The organism is Streptococcus mitis (assembly GCF_003942685.1).
Classification (GTDB): Bacteria; Bacillota; Bacilli; order Lactobacillales; family Streptococcaceae; genus Streptococcus; species Streptococcus mitis_CD.
In genome coordinates this window covers 37,919-54,204 of the sequence record NZ_RJNR01000005.1, presented here as the reverse complement: position 1 = coordinate 54,204, position 16,286 = coordinate 37,919, and the positions used below count along the sequence as shown (strand labels likewise).

The window sequence follows — 16,286 nt, the reverse complement described above, 5'->3', positions numbered from 1 at the left end:
TCAATTTGAAATCATCTGCTTCTTTCGCCGTGGTGAAAGTTATGGAACTGATTTATCAGTCCCATCACAGGGGATTTTTGAGACCCTAGGCTCAAAAATAAGCAATGAAACCATCGGTTTGCTTGCGTCCCTCACCACCTAAGAAAGGAGCAAAAAATCTTATCTCTTGATTTCTTCCATGACATAGGCCTCAATCACATCATCCATCTTGATATCATTATAGCCATCGATCATTAATCCACCTTCACGACCGTTAGTCACTTCTTTCACGTCGTCTTTGTAGTGTTTCAAGCTTGCAAGTTCGCCGTCATAGATAACGACACCGTCACGGATTACACGGACTTTAGAATCGCGGGTAACCTTACCGTTGATAACCATGAATCCACCGATAGTTCCCACTTTAGACACCTTGAAGGTTTCACGAATAACTGCTTCACCGATAACTTTTTCTTCGAATTCTGGATCAAGCATCCCTTTCATGGCTTCTTCCATCTCTTCGATAACCTTGTAGATAATGCTGTGGAGACGGATTTCCACATCGTCAGCTTCAGCTTGTTGACGAGCTTGTGGTGTAGGGCGTACGTTGAAACCAACGATAAAGGCATTTGAAGCTTCGGCAAGAGTCACGTCAGATTCGTTGATGGCACCGACCGCTGAGTGAACAATGGTAACTTTAACACCTTCTACATCGATTTTCTGAAGTGAGGCAGAAAGGGCTTCAACAGAACCTTGTACGTCGGCCTTGATGATAACGTTAACTGACTTGAGTTCACCAGCTTTAAGGGTATCAAAGAGGTTTTCAAGGCTAACACGTTGAGTAGCTTGACGTTGTTTCATAAGGGCACGTTTAGCACGTTCTTCACCTGCTGCACGTGCAGATTTTTCATCTTCGTAAACGGCAAAGTGGTCACCCGCCATTGGAGCTTCGTTCAAACCTGTGATTGAGACTGGTGTTGATGGTCCAGCAACCTTAACACGACGACCAAGATCATTGGTCATAGCACGAACACGACCGAAGGTATTTCCGACAACGATTGGGTCTTGAACATTCAAGGTACCTTGTTGAACAAGAAGGGTTGCGACCGCTCCTTTTCCTTTATCCAAGCGCGCTTCGATAACTGTACCGATAGCACGAACTGTTGGGTCTGCCTTGAGTTCTTGGATTTCAGCCACAAGAAGGACTGTTTCCAATAATTCTTCGATGTTTTGGTTAAATTTAGCCGAGATTTCAACAAATTCAGAATCTCCACCCCAAGCGGTTGACATAACTCCATGCTCTGCCAATTCACCGATAACACGTTCTGGGTTGGCACCTGGTTTATCAATCTTGTTAATGGCTACGATGATTGGAACGTTGGCCGCTTTTGAGTGGTTAATGGCTTCGATAGTCTGAGGCATAACCCCGTCATCTGCCGCTACGACCAAGATCGTAATATCGGTAACAGAAGCACCGCGCGCACGCATAGATGTAAAGGCCGCGTGTCCTGGTGTATCAAGGAAGGTAATCTTCTTACCATTTTCCACGATTTGGTAGGCACCGATATGCTGAGTGATACCACCTGCTTCACCTGTCGCAACACGAGAGTTACGAAGGGTATCTAGGAGTGTTGTTTTACCGTGGTCAACGTGTCCCATGATAGTTACAACTGGTGGACGCTCAACCAATTCATCTTCATTGAGATAACCATCTTCGACAAAGAAACGTTCGATGTCGGCATTATCCACTTCAACCTTTTGTTTGGCTTCGATACCGTAATCCACCATGAGGAGTTCGATTGTTTCACCATCCAAAGATTGGTTTTGTGTGGCCATGACACCCATCATGAAAAGTTTCTTAACGATTTCAGCTGGTTCACGTTTGATACGTTTTGCGATTTCCGCAACGGTCATACCATCTGTATATTCAAATTCTGTTGGCAATTCATGGAATTTACGTTCTGTAACAGGTTTTGGAGTCTGATTACGGTTGTTCTTGTTATTGCCTTTTTTGTTCTTCTTATTGTTATTCCAGTTACTATTTCTTTGATTTCTCACTTGATTTTGACTACTTCGATTCTTTTGTTGTTTTCTAGGACCATCTTCTTCGCGATCGTAATCGTCGCGTTCTTTGTCTGGTCGGGCTTGCTTCTTACGACGTGTATCCACTGCAACTTCTTTTTTCACAGGAGCTGTTTCAACCACTGCTTGAACTTGTTGTGCTTGTTCAGCTAACTTAGCAGCTTCTTCAAAGATTTCCTCTGGTTCCTTGCGTTTGTTAGCTTGGGCCAAGGCTTCTTTGGCAGCCTGAGTCTGCTTGAAACGTTCCTCACTTGAACGTGCATATTCTGCATTTTGCTCTGCTTTTAGGGCTGCTGCACGGGCTTTAAAGTCAATACGTGGAGCAGCTTGATGTGGACGTTTGTCCTCTTGTTGACGGCGCTCATTACCACGATTTTGCTGACCTTGCTGTTTCCTAGCTTGGTCGTTAAAACGGCGATTGTCGCGGTTGCCTTGACCTTGTTTTCCACCATTGCGACCGTCGTTTTTCTGACGGTTGCCGTTTTGTTGTTGGTCACGGTTATTGCCCTTATTTTGCTTGCGTCGTTCTGCTTGCTCTTTGGCACGAGCTTCACGCTCAGCCTTGAAATTACGGCTTTGCGGTTTAGTTGCTACTTTTTCTGTTTTAGGAGCGACTGGCTCAGTAGGTTTTGCCTCTTCCTTAGCTACAGCTGGTTTAGCTGGTTTAGCTGGTTTAGCTGGTTTAGCTGGTTCAGATTTTTCGGCTTTCTTTTCTGCACTTGCTTTCGGTACTGCAGGTTTTGCTTCTTCTTTCGGAGCAGCTGCAGGCTTAAAGCTGGCAGTGATTTTTGCAGCGACAGCTTCTTCCACACTTGATGAGTGGCTTTTCACATCCAAGCCCAACTCTTTTGCACGCGCTACAACTTCTTTACTTTCTTTTCCAAGTTCTTTTGCGATTTCGTACAATCTTTTCTTAGACAAATCATGTCCTCCTCTTCTATTCCATAAGAGACCTCATTTTCTTTGTAAATCCAGCATCTGTTACAGCCAAAACCTTTCTCGATTTCCCGACTGCTATGCTTAATTCCAGTGTTGAAAACACGGTTACAATTTCTACTTGATAATAATGACTTTTATCTTGAATCTTCTTGGTCAGATTGGGTCCAGCATCATGGGCTAGAAAGACCATCTTAGCCTTGCCGTCTTGAATGGCCTTGACCACCAATTCTTCACCCGATATGATACGTCCTGCTCGTTGAGCAAGTCCCAAGAGATTGCTTATCTTTTGCTTATTCAAGTCCTAACTCTCTTCTTTTTACTTTGTGATCCACATAAGCAATCAACTCATCATAAAAGCTTTCTTCCACTTCCATGTCAAAGCTGCGGTTAAAGACCTTCTTCTTTTTAGCCTCTAGGGCTTCTGCATTGTCTAGCTTGATATAAGCGCCACGGCCATTGGCCTTGCCTGTCGGATCGATAAAGACTTGTCCTTCTTTGTTCTTGACAATGCGGAGCAAATCCCGCTTATCAATCACTTCATTGGACACAACAGACTTGCGCAAAGGGATTTTTCTCGTTTTCATCTTTCCCTCCTCTAGCAGCTTTTATTCTTCTACAGTATCGTTTTCTGCTTCCAAATCTACCGAACCAGCTTCTTCCATGGCTTCAAATTCGCTAGCAGACTTGATATCGATACGGTAACCAGTCAAGTGAGCTGCCAAGCGAACGTTTTGTCCACGACGACCGATAGCAAGAGAAAGCTTGTTATCAGGAACAACCACCAAGGCACGTTTGCTGTCATTTTCGTCAAAGATAACTTGGTCAACTTCAGCAGGAGCGATGGCATTGTAGATAAATTCAGCTGGATCTGCTACCCACTCGATAACGTCGATGTTTTCTTCGATTGGGACCATACGGTCGCTCTTGGCATCGTAGCGAGCTGGGTGGAATTTGCTAGTGATTTTCTTGATGTTAGCACCACCGCGTCCAACGATTGTACCGATAGCGTCCACGTTTGGATTATGGCTACGAACTGCAACCTTAGTACGGTCACCAGCTTCACGGGCCACGCTCATGATTTCAACAGTTCCATCATAAACTTCTGGAATTTCTTGCTCCATCAAGCGTTTGATCATTTCTGGATGGCTACGACTAACAAAGACGTTGACACCACGAGGGTTGTCTTCAACCTTGTAAACATAGACTTCGATACGATCATGCGAAGCAAAAACTTCTCCAGGAATTTGGTCTTGTTTTGACAATTGGGCTTCGATGCTGCCGAGGTTGACATAGATAAAGCGGTTGTCAAAGCGTTCTACTGTACCAGACATGATTTCTTGCTCATGTTCTTTGTAAGTATTGTAAGTGATGGCACGTGTTTGCTTACGCATTTTTTCCATGATGGTTTGTTTGGCAGATTGGGCTGCTACACGACCAAACTCAGCAGGTGCTTCTTCAAACTTGATTTTGTCACCAAGTTCATAGGCTGAATTAATGGCAAGAGCATCTTTCAAGCTGATTTCCAAACGGCTATCAAATACTTCATCAACAACTTCACGAACAGTATAAACTGTAAAGTCTCCTGTTTTTTCGTTAAAGTCAATAGCTACGCTATCTGATTGACCATAGCGTCTGCGATAAGCGGAACGAAGCGACTCTACTACTGCGTCGATGATGTCTTCTTTTTTGATTCCCTTGTCTTCTTCCAAAATGCGGAAGGCCTCTAGCATTTCTTTACTCATGTTTTCTTCACTTTTGAATCCTCAAAAGCTATCCTTTCTTTTTCTATAATTTAACTGCTAAACGTGCTTTTGATACTAAACTGTATGGAATTTGGACGGTTTTCTTACGCGTCTTGTCCATATATTCCATAGTCAACTCGTCCTCTTCGAAGGCCACCAAGGTTCCTTCAAAGACCTTTTGCTTATCGATGGCTTGGTAGAGCCCGACATGAATGTATTTTCCAACCGCTCCAGCTACGGCATCCTTGGTTTTCAAAGGACGTTCCAAGCCTGGACTGGTAATTTCTAGGAAATATTGTTCTGGGAAGGGATCTGGCTTGATGGTGTCTAGGACAGGACTGATAATTTCTGTCAAGTCTGCCGTGTCGTTCAAGGTAATTCCTTCAGGTTTATCTACAAAAATACTGAGAATCATGTCACTGCCAATCTTTCCATACTCGATATCCACAAGTTCGAAAGGAGCTTCTATGACAGGTTCTACAACTTCTCTGACTAATTCTATGATTGTTGCGATTACGTCCACCTCCTCATAAGCAAGAGGCGAAGATATTTCCCCGCCTCACTTTTCATATTCTTACTACAAGTATAACACAAATCAAGCTAACCTGCAAGGATTTAACCTTGAAGCTTTTTGCCTAGGCTTACAAGACTTACTGGGCCGCTCCTAATAATCCCAAGTCGTATTTCCAAGTTAAAATGCGTCTCACAGACTCATCAATACGTTCTTCTGTCAACTCTCCAGAGGAAATTTTCTTTAATAAATAAGGGATCTGGGTTTGATATGAAGACCCTAGAATCAGGTCATTTCCAGCTACAATCACTTGAAAAGCAGCCTCGTCCTGACTGACAAAATCGGCTAATCCTGCCATATCAAAATCATCTGTCATAATAACACCTTTGAAATGCAGTTCCTTCCGCAGAAGGTCAGTGATTTTCGGTGAGATAGATGATGGCACTGTGTCAATTTTAGATAAGATATTGTGAGAGACTAAGACACTATCCGCCCCTGCATCTATCCCAGCTTGAAAGGGAAGAAAGTCTGCTTGTCTCAATTCATCTAAAAAACGGTTGTCTTGGATAATAGCAGTATGACTGTCTCCATTATCCCCATATCCTGGAAAATGTTTCAAAGTTGACCCAACCTTACTCTTTTTAAGTTCTTCTACGACCTGTTGAACATAACTTGCAGTTGTTTGGGCATCTTGTCCAATAGTCCGATTATAGATAAAGGCTGATTGATTCCTTGCAAGATCCGCAACCGGGAAAAGGCCAGCATTGATGCCAACAGATTTTAGAAGTTCTGCCTTTTGCTTCGTATCAGAAAGCACCGCCTCCATTCCCCCTTGCTGATAAAGTGCCATAGGAGATTGGAAAGGAGTTTCTAAAATCGAACTGATACGAGTCACTGTCCCACCTTCTTCATCTGAACCAATCAATAAAGGAATCTTTGCAGCAGCTTGGTAGTCCTTTGTCAAAGCCTTTAAATCCTCTATGCTTCGTCCCTCAAAATCTCTTCCGAATAAGATATAACCAGACAAATGATAGGATTGAAGATCTTCTATCTGATGATTAGAAGGAACTCTAGCCCAAAATAATTGTCCCACTTTCTCTTCCAAGGTCATCGTGACCAATCTATCTTCGATAACCTTATTTTCCTCTCCTTCACTGGTTTCAATAGTTGTTTCAGTTTTTTCTATTTGAACCTCTTTTTCTGCTTGCACCTCTACTTGTCTATGTTGTTGATAATCAGAAAAAATCAAACCAACTATCACAAGAAAAAAGAAAAGATAGAATACAAGAGGATTTATACGATTTCTCATAACCTTTCCATTATACCACTTATCTGGCTACAAATACACACTTAGCAAAAACCACCTGTTTTAAAATTAAACTAAAAGGACCTAATTCTGTGCAATACAGAACTAAATCCTTGAAATATATGATTCGTTTTACTTTTGAATGCAAAACAGTTTTTGAAATCTCTTTAGATTAAAACTGAGCCTCAACTCGGTAGATAACTTGCCCCTTGTTGGAGAATTTTTGCTCGTATTCTGTCATGACATTCCCTTCAAAATCACTGGCATGTAAATCTAGCCAGACACCATTGAGCTTCATGCCATACTGAGAAAAGCTCACTAAACTGTACTCAAACAAGCCACGGTTATCCGTCTTGAAATGAATTTCTCCATTTTCAGGCAAGATACGTTTGAAGGTATCCAAGAAGGTCTTGTAGGTCAAACGACGCTTTTCATGGCGTTTTTTAGGCCAAGGATCTGAAAAGTTCAGATACAAGCGATCAATCTCACCATCTTCAAAGTAGTCAGTCAAGTCAGAACCATCTACCCACAAGAGCTTAATGTTAGGCACTCCAACTTCAAGCACCTTGTCCAAAGCGTAGCTCAAAACAGACTTTTGAATATCAATCCCGATATAGTTGATGTCAGGGTTTTGCTTGGCCATACCTGAAACAAAGGCACCCTTTCCACTTCCAACTTCCACATGAATGGGATTATCATTGCCAAACAAGTCCCGCCATTTTCCCTTGGCTTCCAAGGGATTGAGGACCACATACTGGGGATTTGCCTCTAGTAATTCTGTCGCCCCTTTACGATTTCTAACTCTCATCTTCTCTTTCCATACTTGTCTCGGAAGTGACGCAAGCCATGGATCTCCCGATTGACATTTTCTAAATCTTGGTTCATATAATACTTGGAAATCTGGCTCAAATAAGACAATTGACCGTACCAATACAATTTACTTAATACCGTTTGATTATACTTGTAACCGTAGTAGGTCAACCATTCCTTCCACTGATGTTCTGGAATATAATGGCAGAGCATATGGGCCACATCAAACATGCGATCGGTCAAGCGAACCGAATCCCAATCTACCAAATAAATCAAGCCACTATCTGTCTCAATCCAATTACTATGTCGTACATCTCCATGGACAATGGTCGCATGGTCCTCTCTAAATCCTGGAATAGTCTGACGTAAATCAGCCATCACTTCACTGATAAAATGATTTTTACGCAAAGCATCTGGAGCCGTTTCCTGCCAAGACTGTAGTAAATCTACAGGTGTTTCCATGGCATATCCCAAACGACTCAACTGTGTCATCAACGGACGTGAGCGATGAAGACGGGTTAAAATATTGACGATTTGCTTACGATTCATATCATAGGGGGTCAATATCTTGCCTGTCAACCATTCTTGAGCACACATATCACGCCCATCTGCCAAACGGCGACTCCATAATAATTGTGGAGCAATTTGTTCTCTAGCTAGACCAGGTAGGATTGGAGAGGTGTTCATTTTTACAAAGATGCGCTTCCCATCAGGATAGCTACCCATATAAGCCTTGCCACTTTTCCCAGGTATGGGAGTCAGTGTTAGCTCATTATCACCCAAATCCATTTCTTTCCTCCGTATAAAGTTTCCTTACTATTCTACTAGTTTTTGGCCTATTCGTCAACCGCTCCACGCCCGATTCTCAAAGAAAAGCATCTCAATTAGCTCGGGCTATCATTATAACTTGAAAAAGGCAAGCACCATCTCCTACTTACCTTTTCATAATTTTTATAAATAATATAAGAGTGGCAAACTGTTGTAAAACATGTGGACTAGAGTAGAAACCCATAGGTTTTGGCTCTTTTTATAAGCAAAGCCCAGCAACAAGCCCCCGAAAAGATAATAGCAAAACGAAGGAATATCATAAGGTTCATGCATGAAAGAAAAGAGAGAGGATGTCAGCACAAGCCCCAGCCAAGAATTATCAAAAACTGCACCTTGAAGAAGCCCTCTAAACATGAATTCCTCCTGGATAGGTGCCAAAACTGTAGCACTAACAATAAAGGAAAGCGAAAGTCCTTTACTAGCTTCCTCAAGGTGTTGATCCGAAGCACCAGAAACAACTGAGAAAAAAGCATGATAGCTAATACTTACCAGCACAGTGAGAAGAAAAATGCCAATGAAGAGCAAGAGTTGTTTCTTGCTTAAAATCCCAAAAGAAATCATATCAAACCATTTAGCATAGCCAAAACTAAGGAAAAGCAAGAGACTCTTTATCATAATGAATGTGTACTGGTGTTGAAAATAATCCCCTTGATTAATGGAATAACCCGCTGCACCAACGATTGCAAATACTAAAAATCCCAAAAATAAGGCATGGCACTTATTAAAAATTCTCATAAAACTAGCCTCCCCACCAAACAGACTTCCTACACGTCATTCTTTAGTTCTAGCCTTTCCAAAACAAACCATTTGAGTAACCAAAATCCGACCACATAGCCAGCCCCTAAGAAGATAGCCATTAAAGCTAGCAGGGAATTTAGGGAATTAAAGACCACCGCAGATACAAAGGTTAGCACAAAAACATTAAAGGCAATGGTGTCAGAAGCCAAGACCAGAATATAGGGCATCAACCGGTCTAAAGTTTTGGAATCTAGGAAAAATAAGTGTTTATACATGATAACCTCCTCTTATCAGACTATAGACTAGCCGCAAGTTCTTCCCTACTTTTTATAATACTTCAAGCCCCAAATGAGTAGAAGCATGATAAGCAAGCAGAGAAGAGCACCAATGTAGGCAATTAATTGTTGATAGAATTCTCCTGCTGTGATACCCCTATACAAACAAATAATAGACATAAAACCTGTCAAGCCGATATACATGAGTTGATTGGTTCTAGGACTAACCAAATCATCATCTTCAAACTCTCTTATCCTCATTTCCCTAGTGAGATAAACAGTGACCAAAATAGAAGCCAAGTTAATAACCACTAAAAGAAATTGGAAAACCAATGAAAAATTTAAAAACTGACGAGATAGAAATAGATAAGTAGAGACAAGCAAGGGCAACTGACCTAGGAACAATCTTGCAAGAAAGATGTTCCGTTTTTTAGCAAGAAAAGTTTTCATTTCTTTGCTCCTTTCTTTTTAGTTAAAGCAAAATAGATCACAACCGCAATCATATAAGCTATGGTATAAAATAGCTGATACCAAATACTCTCCCTAAGCGGATAAAGAAGGATAGACATGATCAGATACAGAACGAAAATGATCAGTATTTTTTTCTTCATAAGATTTTCTCCTAAATGTATGCTTTATCTTAGTTGAGCTACAACCTTGACACTGCTAGTATAGCACTCATTTTGACCGTGGATCACTTAAATCATAAATGGTCATCAAAACATCTTGAATTGTAAAAATTTAAAAAAGCAAGCATGAAAAACATACTTGCCCTTTACACCGTATTGATACCAACTTAATTTGTAGATTTTTTATCCTGCTATCACATATCATTTTAAGAGGCGAAACAATATTAAAGAAACTCACCTGTAGATTAAACTCGCGATAAAAAATCTTTTTATCTAATTGGATTTATCTTTATTCTTCTTTGGAGATTTTAAAAATTTTTCCCTAATTAAATAAGTAATAAAAGAAATAAGCATACTAACAACAAAAACAATAAGAAAACTTTTGAAATCCATAATTACCTCCAAGTACACAAGCTCAAGTCTTTAAGCAACCATAATAGCCAATTGTATCATTGTTTTTGCATTCACGAGGAATACCTCTTTTTACTTTCGTCCTATTGCAACCTTAACAATGTTAGTATACTACTATTTTTTAAAATTTTCCATCCAAATCACAAATGGTCATCAAAACATCTTGAATTGTAAAAAATAAAAAAAGCAAGCATGAAAAACATACTTGCCCTAAGGAAACTTAACAATGTGAAAATACAAAATCGAAAACTATCCACCCTCACTTCCGTCTGTTCTGATAGATTCTCATGATTGCAACCAGGATACAGGCTGTCCCACTTGCCAAAACCAGGAGGGTAATGATAATGTTGAGAATTTCAGGCGTCCTCTCTATTCTGTTGACAAGACGGACTAAAGACAATACTGTCAATAAGAGTAAAGCTACTGACCCTGTCCTAATTAAAGAAACCATTCGGTTCTCAACCGCATATAAGAATGATGGTAACATAACACAGGCTATAGCAATCACAAACAGATTACTCCCCGTTTCTTCTCCCTTGTTCACTACAAATAGCATGAGAAGATTCGATGCTATAATTAACGTAGAACAGATGATAAAAAAGGATTTCTTATTCATTTAATATACCTCACATATTATAGTATTTTAATCGATGACTGCAGGCAGTACTTCTTTCCACAAGTCTTCTAATCATCAACTGACATCGAGTGAACTGTTAAAACCTGACGAAAGACTTGATCTTGACAGGTGGTATTTAGACTGGTATTAGGATGGTTTCCCACAATTTTCATGACGGTATAGAGACCAACTCCTCTCTCCTCCCCTTTAGAACTGGCTCCAAAGGAGAAGATTTCAGAAATATCTATGCCCTCTTCTTTGATGGAGTTTTCGATAATAAAGGTCTCCTGTGCTCCATTTTTTAAAAAGGCGATTGAAACATGAGGTTGGCTGGCTTCCACACTGGCTTCAATAGCATTGTCACAAAGGATAGACACAATGGTTAGAAAATCAAGCAAGCTCATCCCCTCTACCTGAATCTCCTCTGGAACTTCGACATTAAAGACAATGTTCTTATCTCTGGCTTTCAGAAATTTCCCTGCTAGGAGACTTTTGAGGGCTTTATCACGAACATTCACGAGTCGTCCAAGGTCATATTTATTGTCCTGCAATTTTTCACTGGAATCCTTTAAGACGGAGTCGTAGACCTCTTTTATCTGCTCCATGTTCTCCTCTTCAATACCCAGACGTAAACTGGTCAAGAGGTTAGTGTAGTCATGGCGAAAGCTCCGGACTTCCTTGTAAAGTTCCTCTATATGCCGACTATAGCGTTCCATATCTCTGTAGCGCAAGGCCTGCTCTTGGTCCAATCTCTCATGGAGTTTGTCCTTCAAATAGGTATCCAATTTCTTGACAATCCCCATAAAAAAGAGGAGGTAAAAAACTAGGATAAGATGGCGAACAGTCTTTGATTGGATATCGTATGCATATTCAAAGTAAGACAGATTTTCCATGACTAGAAAGTAAGCCCCCATTATCCAGTTAATCTTAGTCAGGGACTGTTGAAAACCTTTATCGAGAAACTCCTTTCTCAATCTAGTAAAATCATAGTCCAACCATTTCAAAAAGACTAATACTATGAAGCAAACGAATAGCATAATCAACAAAAAGAGAGGATTTCCATCTCCATCTACAATCCCTTGCCCCAAAAACGGAAACACAAAATAGGAAACACTTCTGTAAAAGATATCCATCAATACAATTGGAAAGAGACCATAAAAGAAAAGGAGTTTTTTAGGAAGCCCTCTTAACAATAAGAGAGATAAGCTGATGCCGAACAAGGGTTCTATAAAGTATGACAGATAGTCAGTCAAGACTAAAAATTTAAAAGTTGTAACAATTGCTGCTAGAAGAAATTTTAGAAGAAAGGCCTTAAAAATTCTATCGAAAGTGAGACTAATTCCATCTACCTTAAAGAACATGATAATTTCTAGCCCAATAATAGCTAGTGAATACAATATCATCCAAAAAATATACATAAATTCTCCTCACTCAGTGTAAGTTATTGATAGCTTCAGACACTTCCCTGACCTTATAACGCGCTATCATACAGCTTCCCCCATTGGGAAAGAAAAGGAGTTTTTCTTTCTTATCCAAACGAACCACATTGGCAGGATTGATGAGAAAAGAGCGATGGCACTGCAAGAGACGGGGTTCCTGCTTGAAAACCTCCTCTAAACTCGCTGTAAATTCCAGTCTGTCTGTCTTGGTATAGAGAATAACACGATGGGCTCTGGGCGACGTTTCTAGATAGTAAACCTCTTTAAAAGGATACTGGAATTGGGCAAATTTTGATTTAAAGTAAAAGCAATCTTCCGCCAAACTTTTACTATCTTGACTATTGGCATAGAGAAGGGCTGTCTCGATACGAGATTCAAACTCCTCTGCTGACAAGGCCTTATCAATGTAGTCCAGAGCAGACACTTGGTAGCGAAAGGACAGGGGCATAAACTCCGAGTGAGTCGTCACAAAGACGATTAAGGCATAAGGATCCCGATCCCGAATCTTTCTAGCCACTTCCAGACCCTTCATCTCCTCATTTCGAATCTCAATATCCAAAAAGAATAGCTGATGCGCCCCCTTCTCATGCACCTCTGCCAGCAGCTGATCTGGCTTGCCAAAAACTTTAAAAGAGCTAGGAATAATCTGATGTTCCTTCAAGAGTTTTTCAATGGTCGTTTCAATCCTAGTCTGTTGGGAAAAATCATCTTCTAAAACAAATATTCTCATCTTCTTACTCTCCTTGTTTCAATTTCTTCCTAAAAAGAGAATAGCAAAAATACTATGATACAAGCCCACCAAATCCTAAACAGGCCTTCAACGCTCCTGAAGGGTAGCTTGTTCCTCAAATAAGCATGATAATCTTACCACTATTTTATCATAAAATCTTAACAGTACCATTCAGGAAATTTCAAGGGCAATTAAAGATTTGATGGTGAAAAAGGAGATAAAAGTGATAGACTGACAGTATCAAAACACAGTTGCTAGAAACAAGACTGGCACCCAGATTAAAGGAGGAATTCTCATGACAGATACAGACCCTATCAAAAGAGCTCAGACTTTGATTACTGACTTAAACAAAGCCTACCAAGCATGCAAACAGGCAACCTCTGACGACGTCCGCTTTCAGGAGCAATTAAACTCTATTCTTGGCTTTCTAGCCAAAGCTGAGACAGTGGATAATCGAGTCTTGATTGAACTGGAAAAATTTTATCAGACTTCCAGTCTTCTCATGGGACTCAGCGCTCTCAATCCAGATGCTCCTACTCGCGCCGCTTGGCGGGCCTATGACCGCTTCCACTTTGACCAAGTCAAGACCAAGTTGAGTCTCTACGGACCAACCATTATCTTATAGAAAATAAAAGAAGTTGAGATAAACTGAACTCAACTTCTTTTTTAATATCATATAAGCAATATTAGTCCTGCATCTGACGTTTTACCTGATAAGGTAGGTACAAGACTAGTAAAACTAAACCAGCTCCCAGTAAGGCTAGAAGTGCTAGTTTTTCTTGGAAGGTAATCAACCCAACAACTAATTCCACAAGTAAAACAAAACTGGTCAATCCTCGGACTACCGCCTGCAAGCCTTTTTCCTTTTGCCCCTTGTCCAGTGGAAAGAGTTGGGTTAAATACTGGTAGTCAAAGGCATGATAGAGGGCCAGCAACTGGAAGAGCAAGAGGTAGTTAAAGAGAACCACCACTGCTGTCGCAATCCAAGCTTGCTCGATAAAGACCTGCGCTAGCAAGGAAAGTAGGAGCAGACGGAGACTGAGGGCAAAGAGATCTCCATTTCGCAGATAAGAACGCAGATAGAGATTTTGCCAAATCTTCCCAGGAACCTTCTGAACAGCCTTTAGGATAAAGTCCAGATAGGCACGACGCTTGACGCTGTTTGAAATTCCCTTTACCTGCGTAAAGAGGGCAAAGAAACGAAGCAAGACTTGCTTACGCTTGCTTTCTTGGGAAATGACATAGTCCCAGTTCAGTCCAGTTTCCGTGAAAAATTTGCTGGCCTTTTGACGAAAGAGGAAATATTTTCCTACTCCCAATAAAAGCACATAGACCAAAAAAACTGGCAAGCCATAACCCATTGCCAAAAATAAAGGCGCAAATAACAGCAAGAAAAGGGTCTGGACAAAGAGCCAAAAGACTAGGGAAATGCCAGTTTGACGCTTGAGATGGAGCTTGATTTCCTCTTCTCCGACCAAGAGAAAGAGCTTGTCTGGAGCCTCCATATAGGTGGCAATTCCTCCCCAAAGCAAAAGTAAAACAGAGGTAATTCCTACAAACAAAAGGATAGGCCAATGATTTTCAGGAAAATGTTGCAAGAGTTGACTGTACTGGTAGGCTAGAAAGCCCAGCAGGACAAGCAGGAACAAGACAAAGTGGTCATTGAGAACATAGCGCAAATAACCAAGACACTCCTTACGAAAAGCCTGCTTTCTCTTTAAAAACAAGTCTTTCATAACTCCTCCTCTTTGGTCAGAGCCAAGTAAATATCATTCAAACTAGCCTCAGGCATATCAAAGGCTTCGCGCAGTTGCGCCAGATTTCCCTTGGCACGCACTTCCCCCTTGTGGAGAATGACAAAGGCATCACACATCTTCTCAGCCGAATCCAGCACGTGGGTACTCATGAGAATAGACTTGCCTTTTTGCTTTTCCACTTCCAAAAGCTGAATCAAGTCTGCAATAGCCAGCGGATCGAGACCAAGGAAAGGCTCATCCACGATGAAGAGACTCGGATCCACCACAAAAGCACAGATAATCATGACCTTCTGCTTCATCCCTTTTGAAAAATGAACAGGGAACCAGTCCAATTTCTGGTCCAGACGGAACATTTTTAATAAAGGTTCTACTCGCTCAAAAGCTACCTTTTGCTCAATACTATAAGCCATAGCAACCGTTTCGATATGCTCTCTAAGGGTCAATTCCTCATACAGGCTAGGCGTCTCAGGAATGTAGCCAATCTGCTTGCGGTAGCTCGTTGCATCTTCTTGCAGGGTCAGACCATTGATATTGATAGAACCGCTATAAGGTGTCAACAGACCGATAATTTCATTAATTGTCGTTGATTTCCCAGCGCCATTGAGACCAATCAAACCAACTAACTGCCCACTTTCAACAGTAAAGGACACATCTTTCAAGACAGGGACATGAACATAGCCACCTGTCAGGTTTTTAATTTCTAACATATTTTCTCCAAATCTGGTATAATGTAGCTATATTATATCAAAATTCAATACAGTAGAGGTAGATTTTATGTCAGATTGCATTTTTTGTAAAATCATCGCAGGGGAAATTCCTGCTTCAAAAGTATATGAAGATGAGCAAGTTCTTGCCTTTCTTGATATCTCTCAAGTGACACCAGGACACACCTTGGTCGTGCCAAAAGAACACTATCGCAATCTCTTGGAAATGGACGCTACTAGCGCCAGCCAACTCTTTGCCCAAGTACCAAAAGTAGCTCAAAAAGTCATGAAAGCTACCAATGCTGCTGGTATGAATATCATTGCCAACTGTGAAGAAATCGCAGGGCAAACCGTCTTTCATACCCACGTTCACCTCGTGCCTCGCTACAGTGCGGACGATGACCTCAAGATTGATTTTATCGCCCACGAACCTGACTTTGACAAACTTGCTCAAGTCGCTGAAACTATCAAAAACGCCTAAGGAGTTGCCATGAAATTATCTAATCTACTGCTATTTGCAGGAGCTGCAGCAGGAAGTTATTTGGTCACAAAAAATCGCCAAGCCATCACAGATGGAGTCTTGAACACTACTGACCGCGTTCAAGCTATCAAGGACGATGTGGATATTATCCAAAACAGCCTGCAAATCATCGACCAGCAAAAAGAACTCATCAAAGAATACCAAGAAGACCTGACTTACAAGTTTAAGGTCTTGGAAAAAGATATCCAGACTAGACTAGCTGTCATCAAAGAAACACAGGAAATTGAAGATAAGTAAAAAGAGCCATGAACT

At 41.0% G+C, this 16,286-nt stretch carries 18 protein-coding genes; 3 read left to right on the top strand and 15 right to left on the bottom strand.

What is annotated here, in order from left to right; translation table 11 throughout:
* Positions 1–159 precede the first annotated feature (159 nt).
* The 13 genes from infB to D8855_RS05080 all read right to left on the bottom strand — a co-directional run bounded on the left by infB (position 160) and on the right by D8855_RS05080 (position 13,032).
* Positions 160–2,979 carry a translation initiation factor IF-2 gene (infB, locus tag D8855_RS05160; protein WP_125416368.1) on the bottom strand — a complete coding sequence of 940 codons (2,820 nt, stop codon included), beginning with the start codon at positions 2,977–2,979 and terminating at the stop codon, positions 160–162.
* Between the two features lie 16 nt (positions 2,980–2,995).
* A complete protein-coding gene (locus D8855_RS05155) occupies positions 2,996–3,295 on the bottom strand; it encodes a YlxQ-related RNA-binding protein (RefSeq protein WP_001041392.1) in 300 nt (99 codons plus the stop codon).
* On the bottom strand, positions 3,288–3,581 hold the full coding sequence (gene rnpM / locus D8855_RS05150; protein WP_000857557.1) for an RNase P modulator RnpM: 294 nt from the start codon (positions 3,579–3,581) through the stop codon (positions 3,288–3,290). The genes D8855_RS05155 and rnpM overlap by 8 nt, the downstream gene beginning before the upstream one ends.
* A gap of 21 nt (positions 3,582–3,602) precedes the next feature.
* On the bottom strand, positions 3,603–4,739 hold the full coding sequence (gene nusA / locus D8855_RS05145) for a transcription termination factor NusA (protein WP_000032285.1): 1,137 nt from the start codon (positions 4,737–4,739) through the stop codon (positions 3,603–3,605).
* A gap of 43 nt (positions 4,740–4,782) precedes the next feature.
* The gene (gene rimP, locus D8855_RS05140; protein ID WP_125416366.1) at positions 4,783–5,262 is read right to left on the bottom strand and encodes a ribosome maturation factor RimP; all 480 of its coding nucleotides are present in this window, start codon (positions 5,260–5,262) and stop codon (positions 4,783–4,785) included.
* Positions 5,263–5,389: 127 nt separating this feature from the next.
* A complete protein-coding gene (locus D8855_RS05135; protein ID WP_125416364.1) occupies positions 5,390–6,559 on the bottom strand; it encodes a glycoside hydrolase family 3 protein in 1,170 nt (389 codons plus the stop codon).
* 169 nt (positions 6,560–6,728) lie between these two features.
* Positions 6,729–7,364, bottom strand: a complete 636-nt coding sequence (gene trmB, locus D8855_RS05130; protein WP_001266095.1) for a tRNA (guanosine(46)-N7)-methyltransferase TrmB — start codon at positions 7,362–7,364, stop codon at positions 6,729–6,731.
* Entirely contained in the window at positions 7,361–8,155 is a 795-nt protein-coding gene (gene ccrZ / locus D8855_RS05125; RefSeq protein ID WP_016399198.1) for a cell cycle regulator CcrZ, read from the bottom strand. The genes trmB and ccrZ overlap by 4 nt, the downstream gene beginning before the upstream one ends.
* Positions 8,156–8,317: 162 nt before the next feature.
* The gene (locus D8855_RS05115; protein WP_125416360.1) at positions 8,318–8,929 is read right to left on the bottom strand and encodes a CPBP family intramembrane glutamic endopeptidase; all 612 of its coding nucleotides are present in this window, start codon (positions 8,927–8,929) and stop codon (positions 8,318–8,320) included.
* A 29-nt stretch (positions 8,930–8,958) separates the two neighbouring features.
* Entirely contained in the window at positions 8,959–9,207 is a 249-nt protein-coding gene (blpZ, locus tag D8855_RS05110; protein WP_125416358.1) for an immunity protein BlpZ, read from the bottom strand.
* Positions 9,208–9,252: 45 nt separating this feature from the next.
* Positions 9,253–9,657 (bottom strand): immunity protein, encoded by a 405-nt coding sequence (locus D8855_RS05105; RefSeq protein ID WP_125416356.1) that lies wholly within the window; start codon positions 9,655–9,657, stop codon positions 9,253–9,255.
* A gap of 1,274 nt (positions 9,658–10,931) precedes the next feature.
* Positions 10,932–12,281 carry a sensor histidine kinase gene (locus tag D8855_RS05085; RefSeq protein WP_125416348.1) on the bottom strand — a complete coding sequence of 450 codons (1,350 nt, stop codon included), beginning with the start codon at positions 12,279–12,281 and terminating at the stop codon, positions 10,932–10,934.
* A 13-nt stretch (positions 12,282–12,294) separates the two neighbouring features.
* On the bottom strand, positions 12,295–13,032 hold the full coding sequence (locus D8855_RS05080; protein WP_125416347.1) for a response regulator transcription factor: 738 nt from the start codon (positions 13,030–13,032) through the stop codon (positions 12,295–12,297).
* A 295-nt stretch (positions 13,033–13,327) separates the two neighbouring features.
* On the opposite strand from D8855_RS05080, the gene D8855_RS05075 reads away from it, so the two are divergent.
* Positions 13,328–13,657, top strand: a complete 330-nt coding sequence (locus D8855_RS05075) for a helicase BlpT (RefSeq protein ID WP_125416345.1) — start codon at positions 13,328–13,330, stop codon at positions 13,655–13,657.
* 61 nt (positions 13,658–13,718) lie between these two features.
* Here the strand turns inward: D8855_RS05075 and D8855_RS05070 are convergent, their stop codons facing one another.
* Together D8855_RS05070 and D8855_RS05065 are read right to left on the bottom strand one after the other, a co-directional pair.
* Positions 13,719–14,768, bottom strand: a complete 1,050-nt coding sequence (locus tag D8855_RS05070; protein ID WP_125416343.1) for an ABC transporter permease — start codon at positions 14,766–14,768, stop codon at positions 13,719–13,721.
* Complete coding sequence (locus tag D8855_RS05065) at positions 14,765–15,496, bottom strand: ABC transporter ATP-binding protein (RefSeq protein WP_084923465.1); 732 nt, start codon at positions 15,494–15,496, stop codon at positions 14,765–14,767. The genes D8855_RS05070 and D8855_RS05065 overlap by 4 nt, the downstream gene beginning before the upstream one ends.
* Positions 15,497–15,563: 67 nt before the next feature.
* On the opposite strand from D8855_RS05065, the gene D8855_RS05060 reads away from it, so the two are divergent.
* Positions 15,564–15,974, top strand: a complete 411-nt coding sequence (locus D8855_RS05060) for an HIT family protein (RefSeq protein WP_125416341.1) — start codon at positions 15,564–15,566, stop codon at positions 15,972–15,974.
* 9 nt (positions 15,975–15,983) lie between these two features.
* Positions 15,984–16,271, top strand: coding sequence for a hypothetical protein (locus D8855_RS05055; RefSeq protein WP_125416339.1), 288 nt, complete (start codon positions 15,984–15,986; stop codon positions 16,269–16,271).
* The last annotated feature ends 15 nt before the right edge of the window (positions 16,272–16,286 follow it).

What these genes read in the sequence shown, in the direction of transcription:
- rnpM (WP_000857557.1), bottom strand. Translation starts at nt 3,581, where the DNA reads ATGAAAACGAGAAAAATCCCTTTGCGCAAGTCTGTTGTGTCCAATGAA.
- nusA (WP_000032285.1), bottom strand. Translation starts at nt 4,739, where the DNA reads ATGAGTAAAGAAATGCTAGAGGCCTTCCGCATTTTGGAAGAAGACAAG.
- D8855_RS05135 (WP_125416364.1), bottom strand. Translation starts at nt 6,559, where the DNA reads ATGAGAAATCGTATAAATCCTCTTGTATTCTATCTTTTCTTTTTTCTT.
- trmB (WP_001266095.1), bottom strand. Translation starts at nt 7,364, where the DNA reads ATGAGAGTTAGAAATCGTAAAGGGGCGACAGAATTACTAGAGGCAAAT.
- ccrZ (WP_016399198.1), bottom strand. Translation starts at nt 8,155, where the DNA reads ATGGATTTGGGTGATAATGAGCTAACACTGACTCCCATACCTGGGAAA.
- D8855_RS05115 (WP_125416360.1), bottom strand. Translation starts at nt 8,929, where the DNA reads ATGAGAATTTTTAATAAGTGCCATGCCTTATTTTTGGGATTTTTAGTA.
- blpZ (WP_125416358.1), bottom strand. Translation starts at nt 9,207, where the DNA reads ATGTATAAACACTTATTTTTCCTAGATTCCAAAACTTTAGACCGGTTG.
- D8855_RS05105 (WP_125416356.1), bottom strand. Translation starts at nt 9,657, where the DNA reads ATGAAAACTTTTCTTGCTAAAAAACGGAACATCTTTCTTGCAAGATTG.
- D8855_RS05085 (WP_125416348.1), bottom strand. Translation starts at nt 12,281, where the DNA reads ATGTATATTTTTTGGATGATATTGTATTCACTAGCTATTATTGGGCTA.
- D8855_RS05080 (WP_125416347.1), bottom strand. Translation starts at nt 13,032, where the DNA reads ATGAGAATATTTGTTTTAGAAGATGATTTTTCCCAACAGACTAGGATT.
- D8855_RS05075 (WP_125416345.1), top strand. Translation starts at nt 13,328, where the DNA reads ATGACAGATACAGACCCTATCAAAAGAGCTCAGACTTTGATTACTGAC.
- D8855_RS05070 (WP_125416343.1), bottom strand. Translation starts at nt 14,768, where the DNA reads ATGAAAGACTTGTTTTTAAAGAGAAAGCAGGCTTTTCGTAAGGAGTGT.
- D8855_RS05065 (WP_084923465.1), bottom strand. Translation starts at nt 15,496, where the DNA reads ATGTTAGAAATTAAAAACCTGACAGGTGGCTATGTTCATGTCCCTGTC.
- D8855_RS05060 (WP_125416341.1), top strand. Translation starts at nt 15,564, where the DNA reads ATGTCAGATTGCATTTTTTGTAAAATCATCGCAGGGGAAATTCCTGCT.
- D8855_RS05055 (WP_125416339.1), top strand. Translation starts at nt 15,984, where the DNA reads ATGAAATTATCTAATCTACTGCTATTTGCAGGAGCTGCAGCAGGAAGT.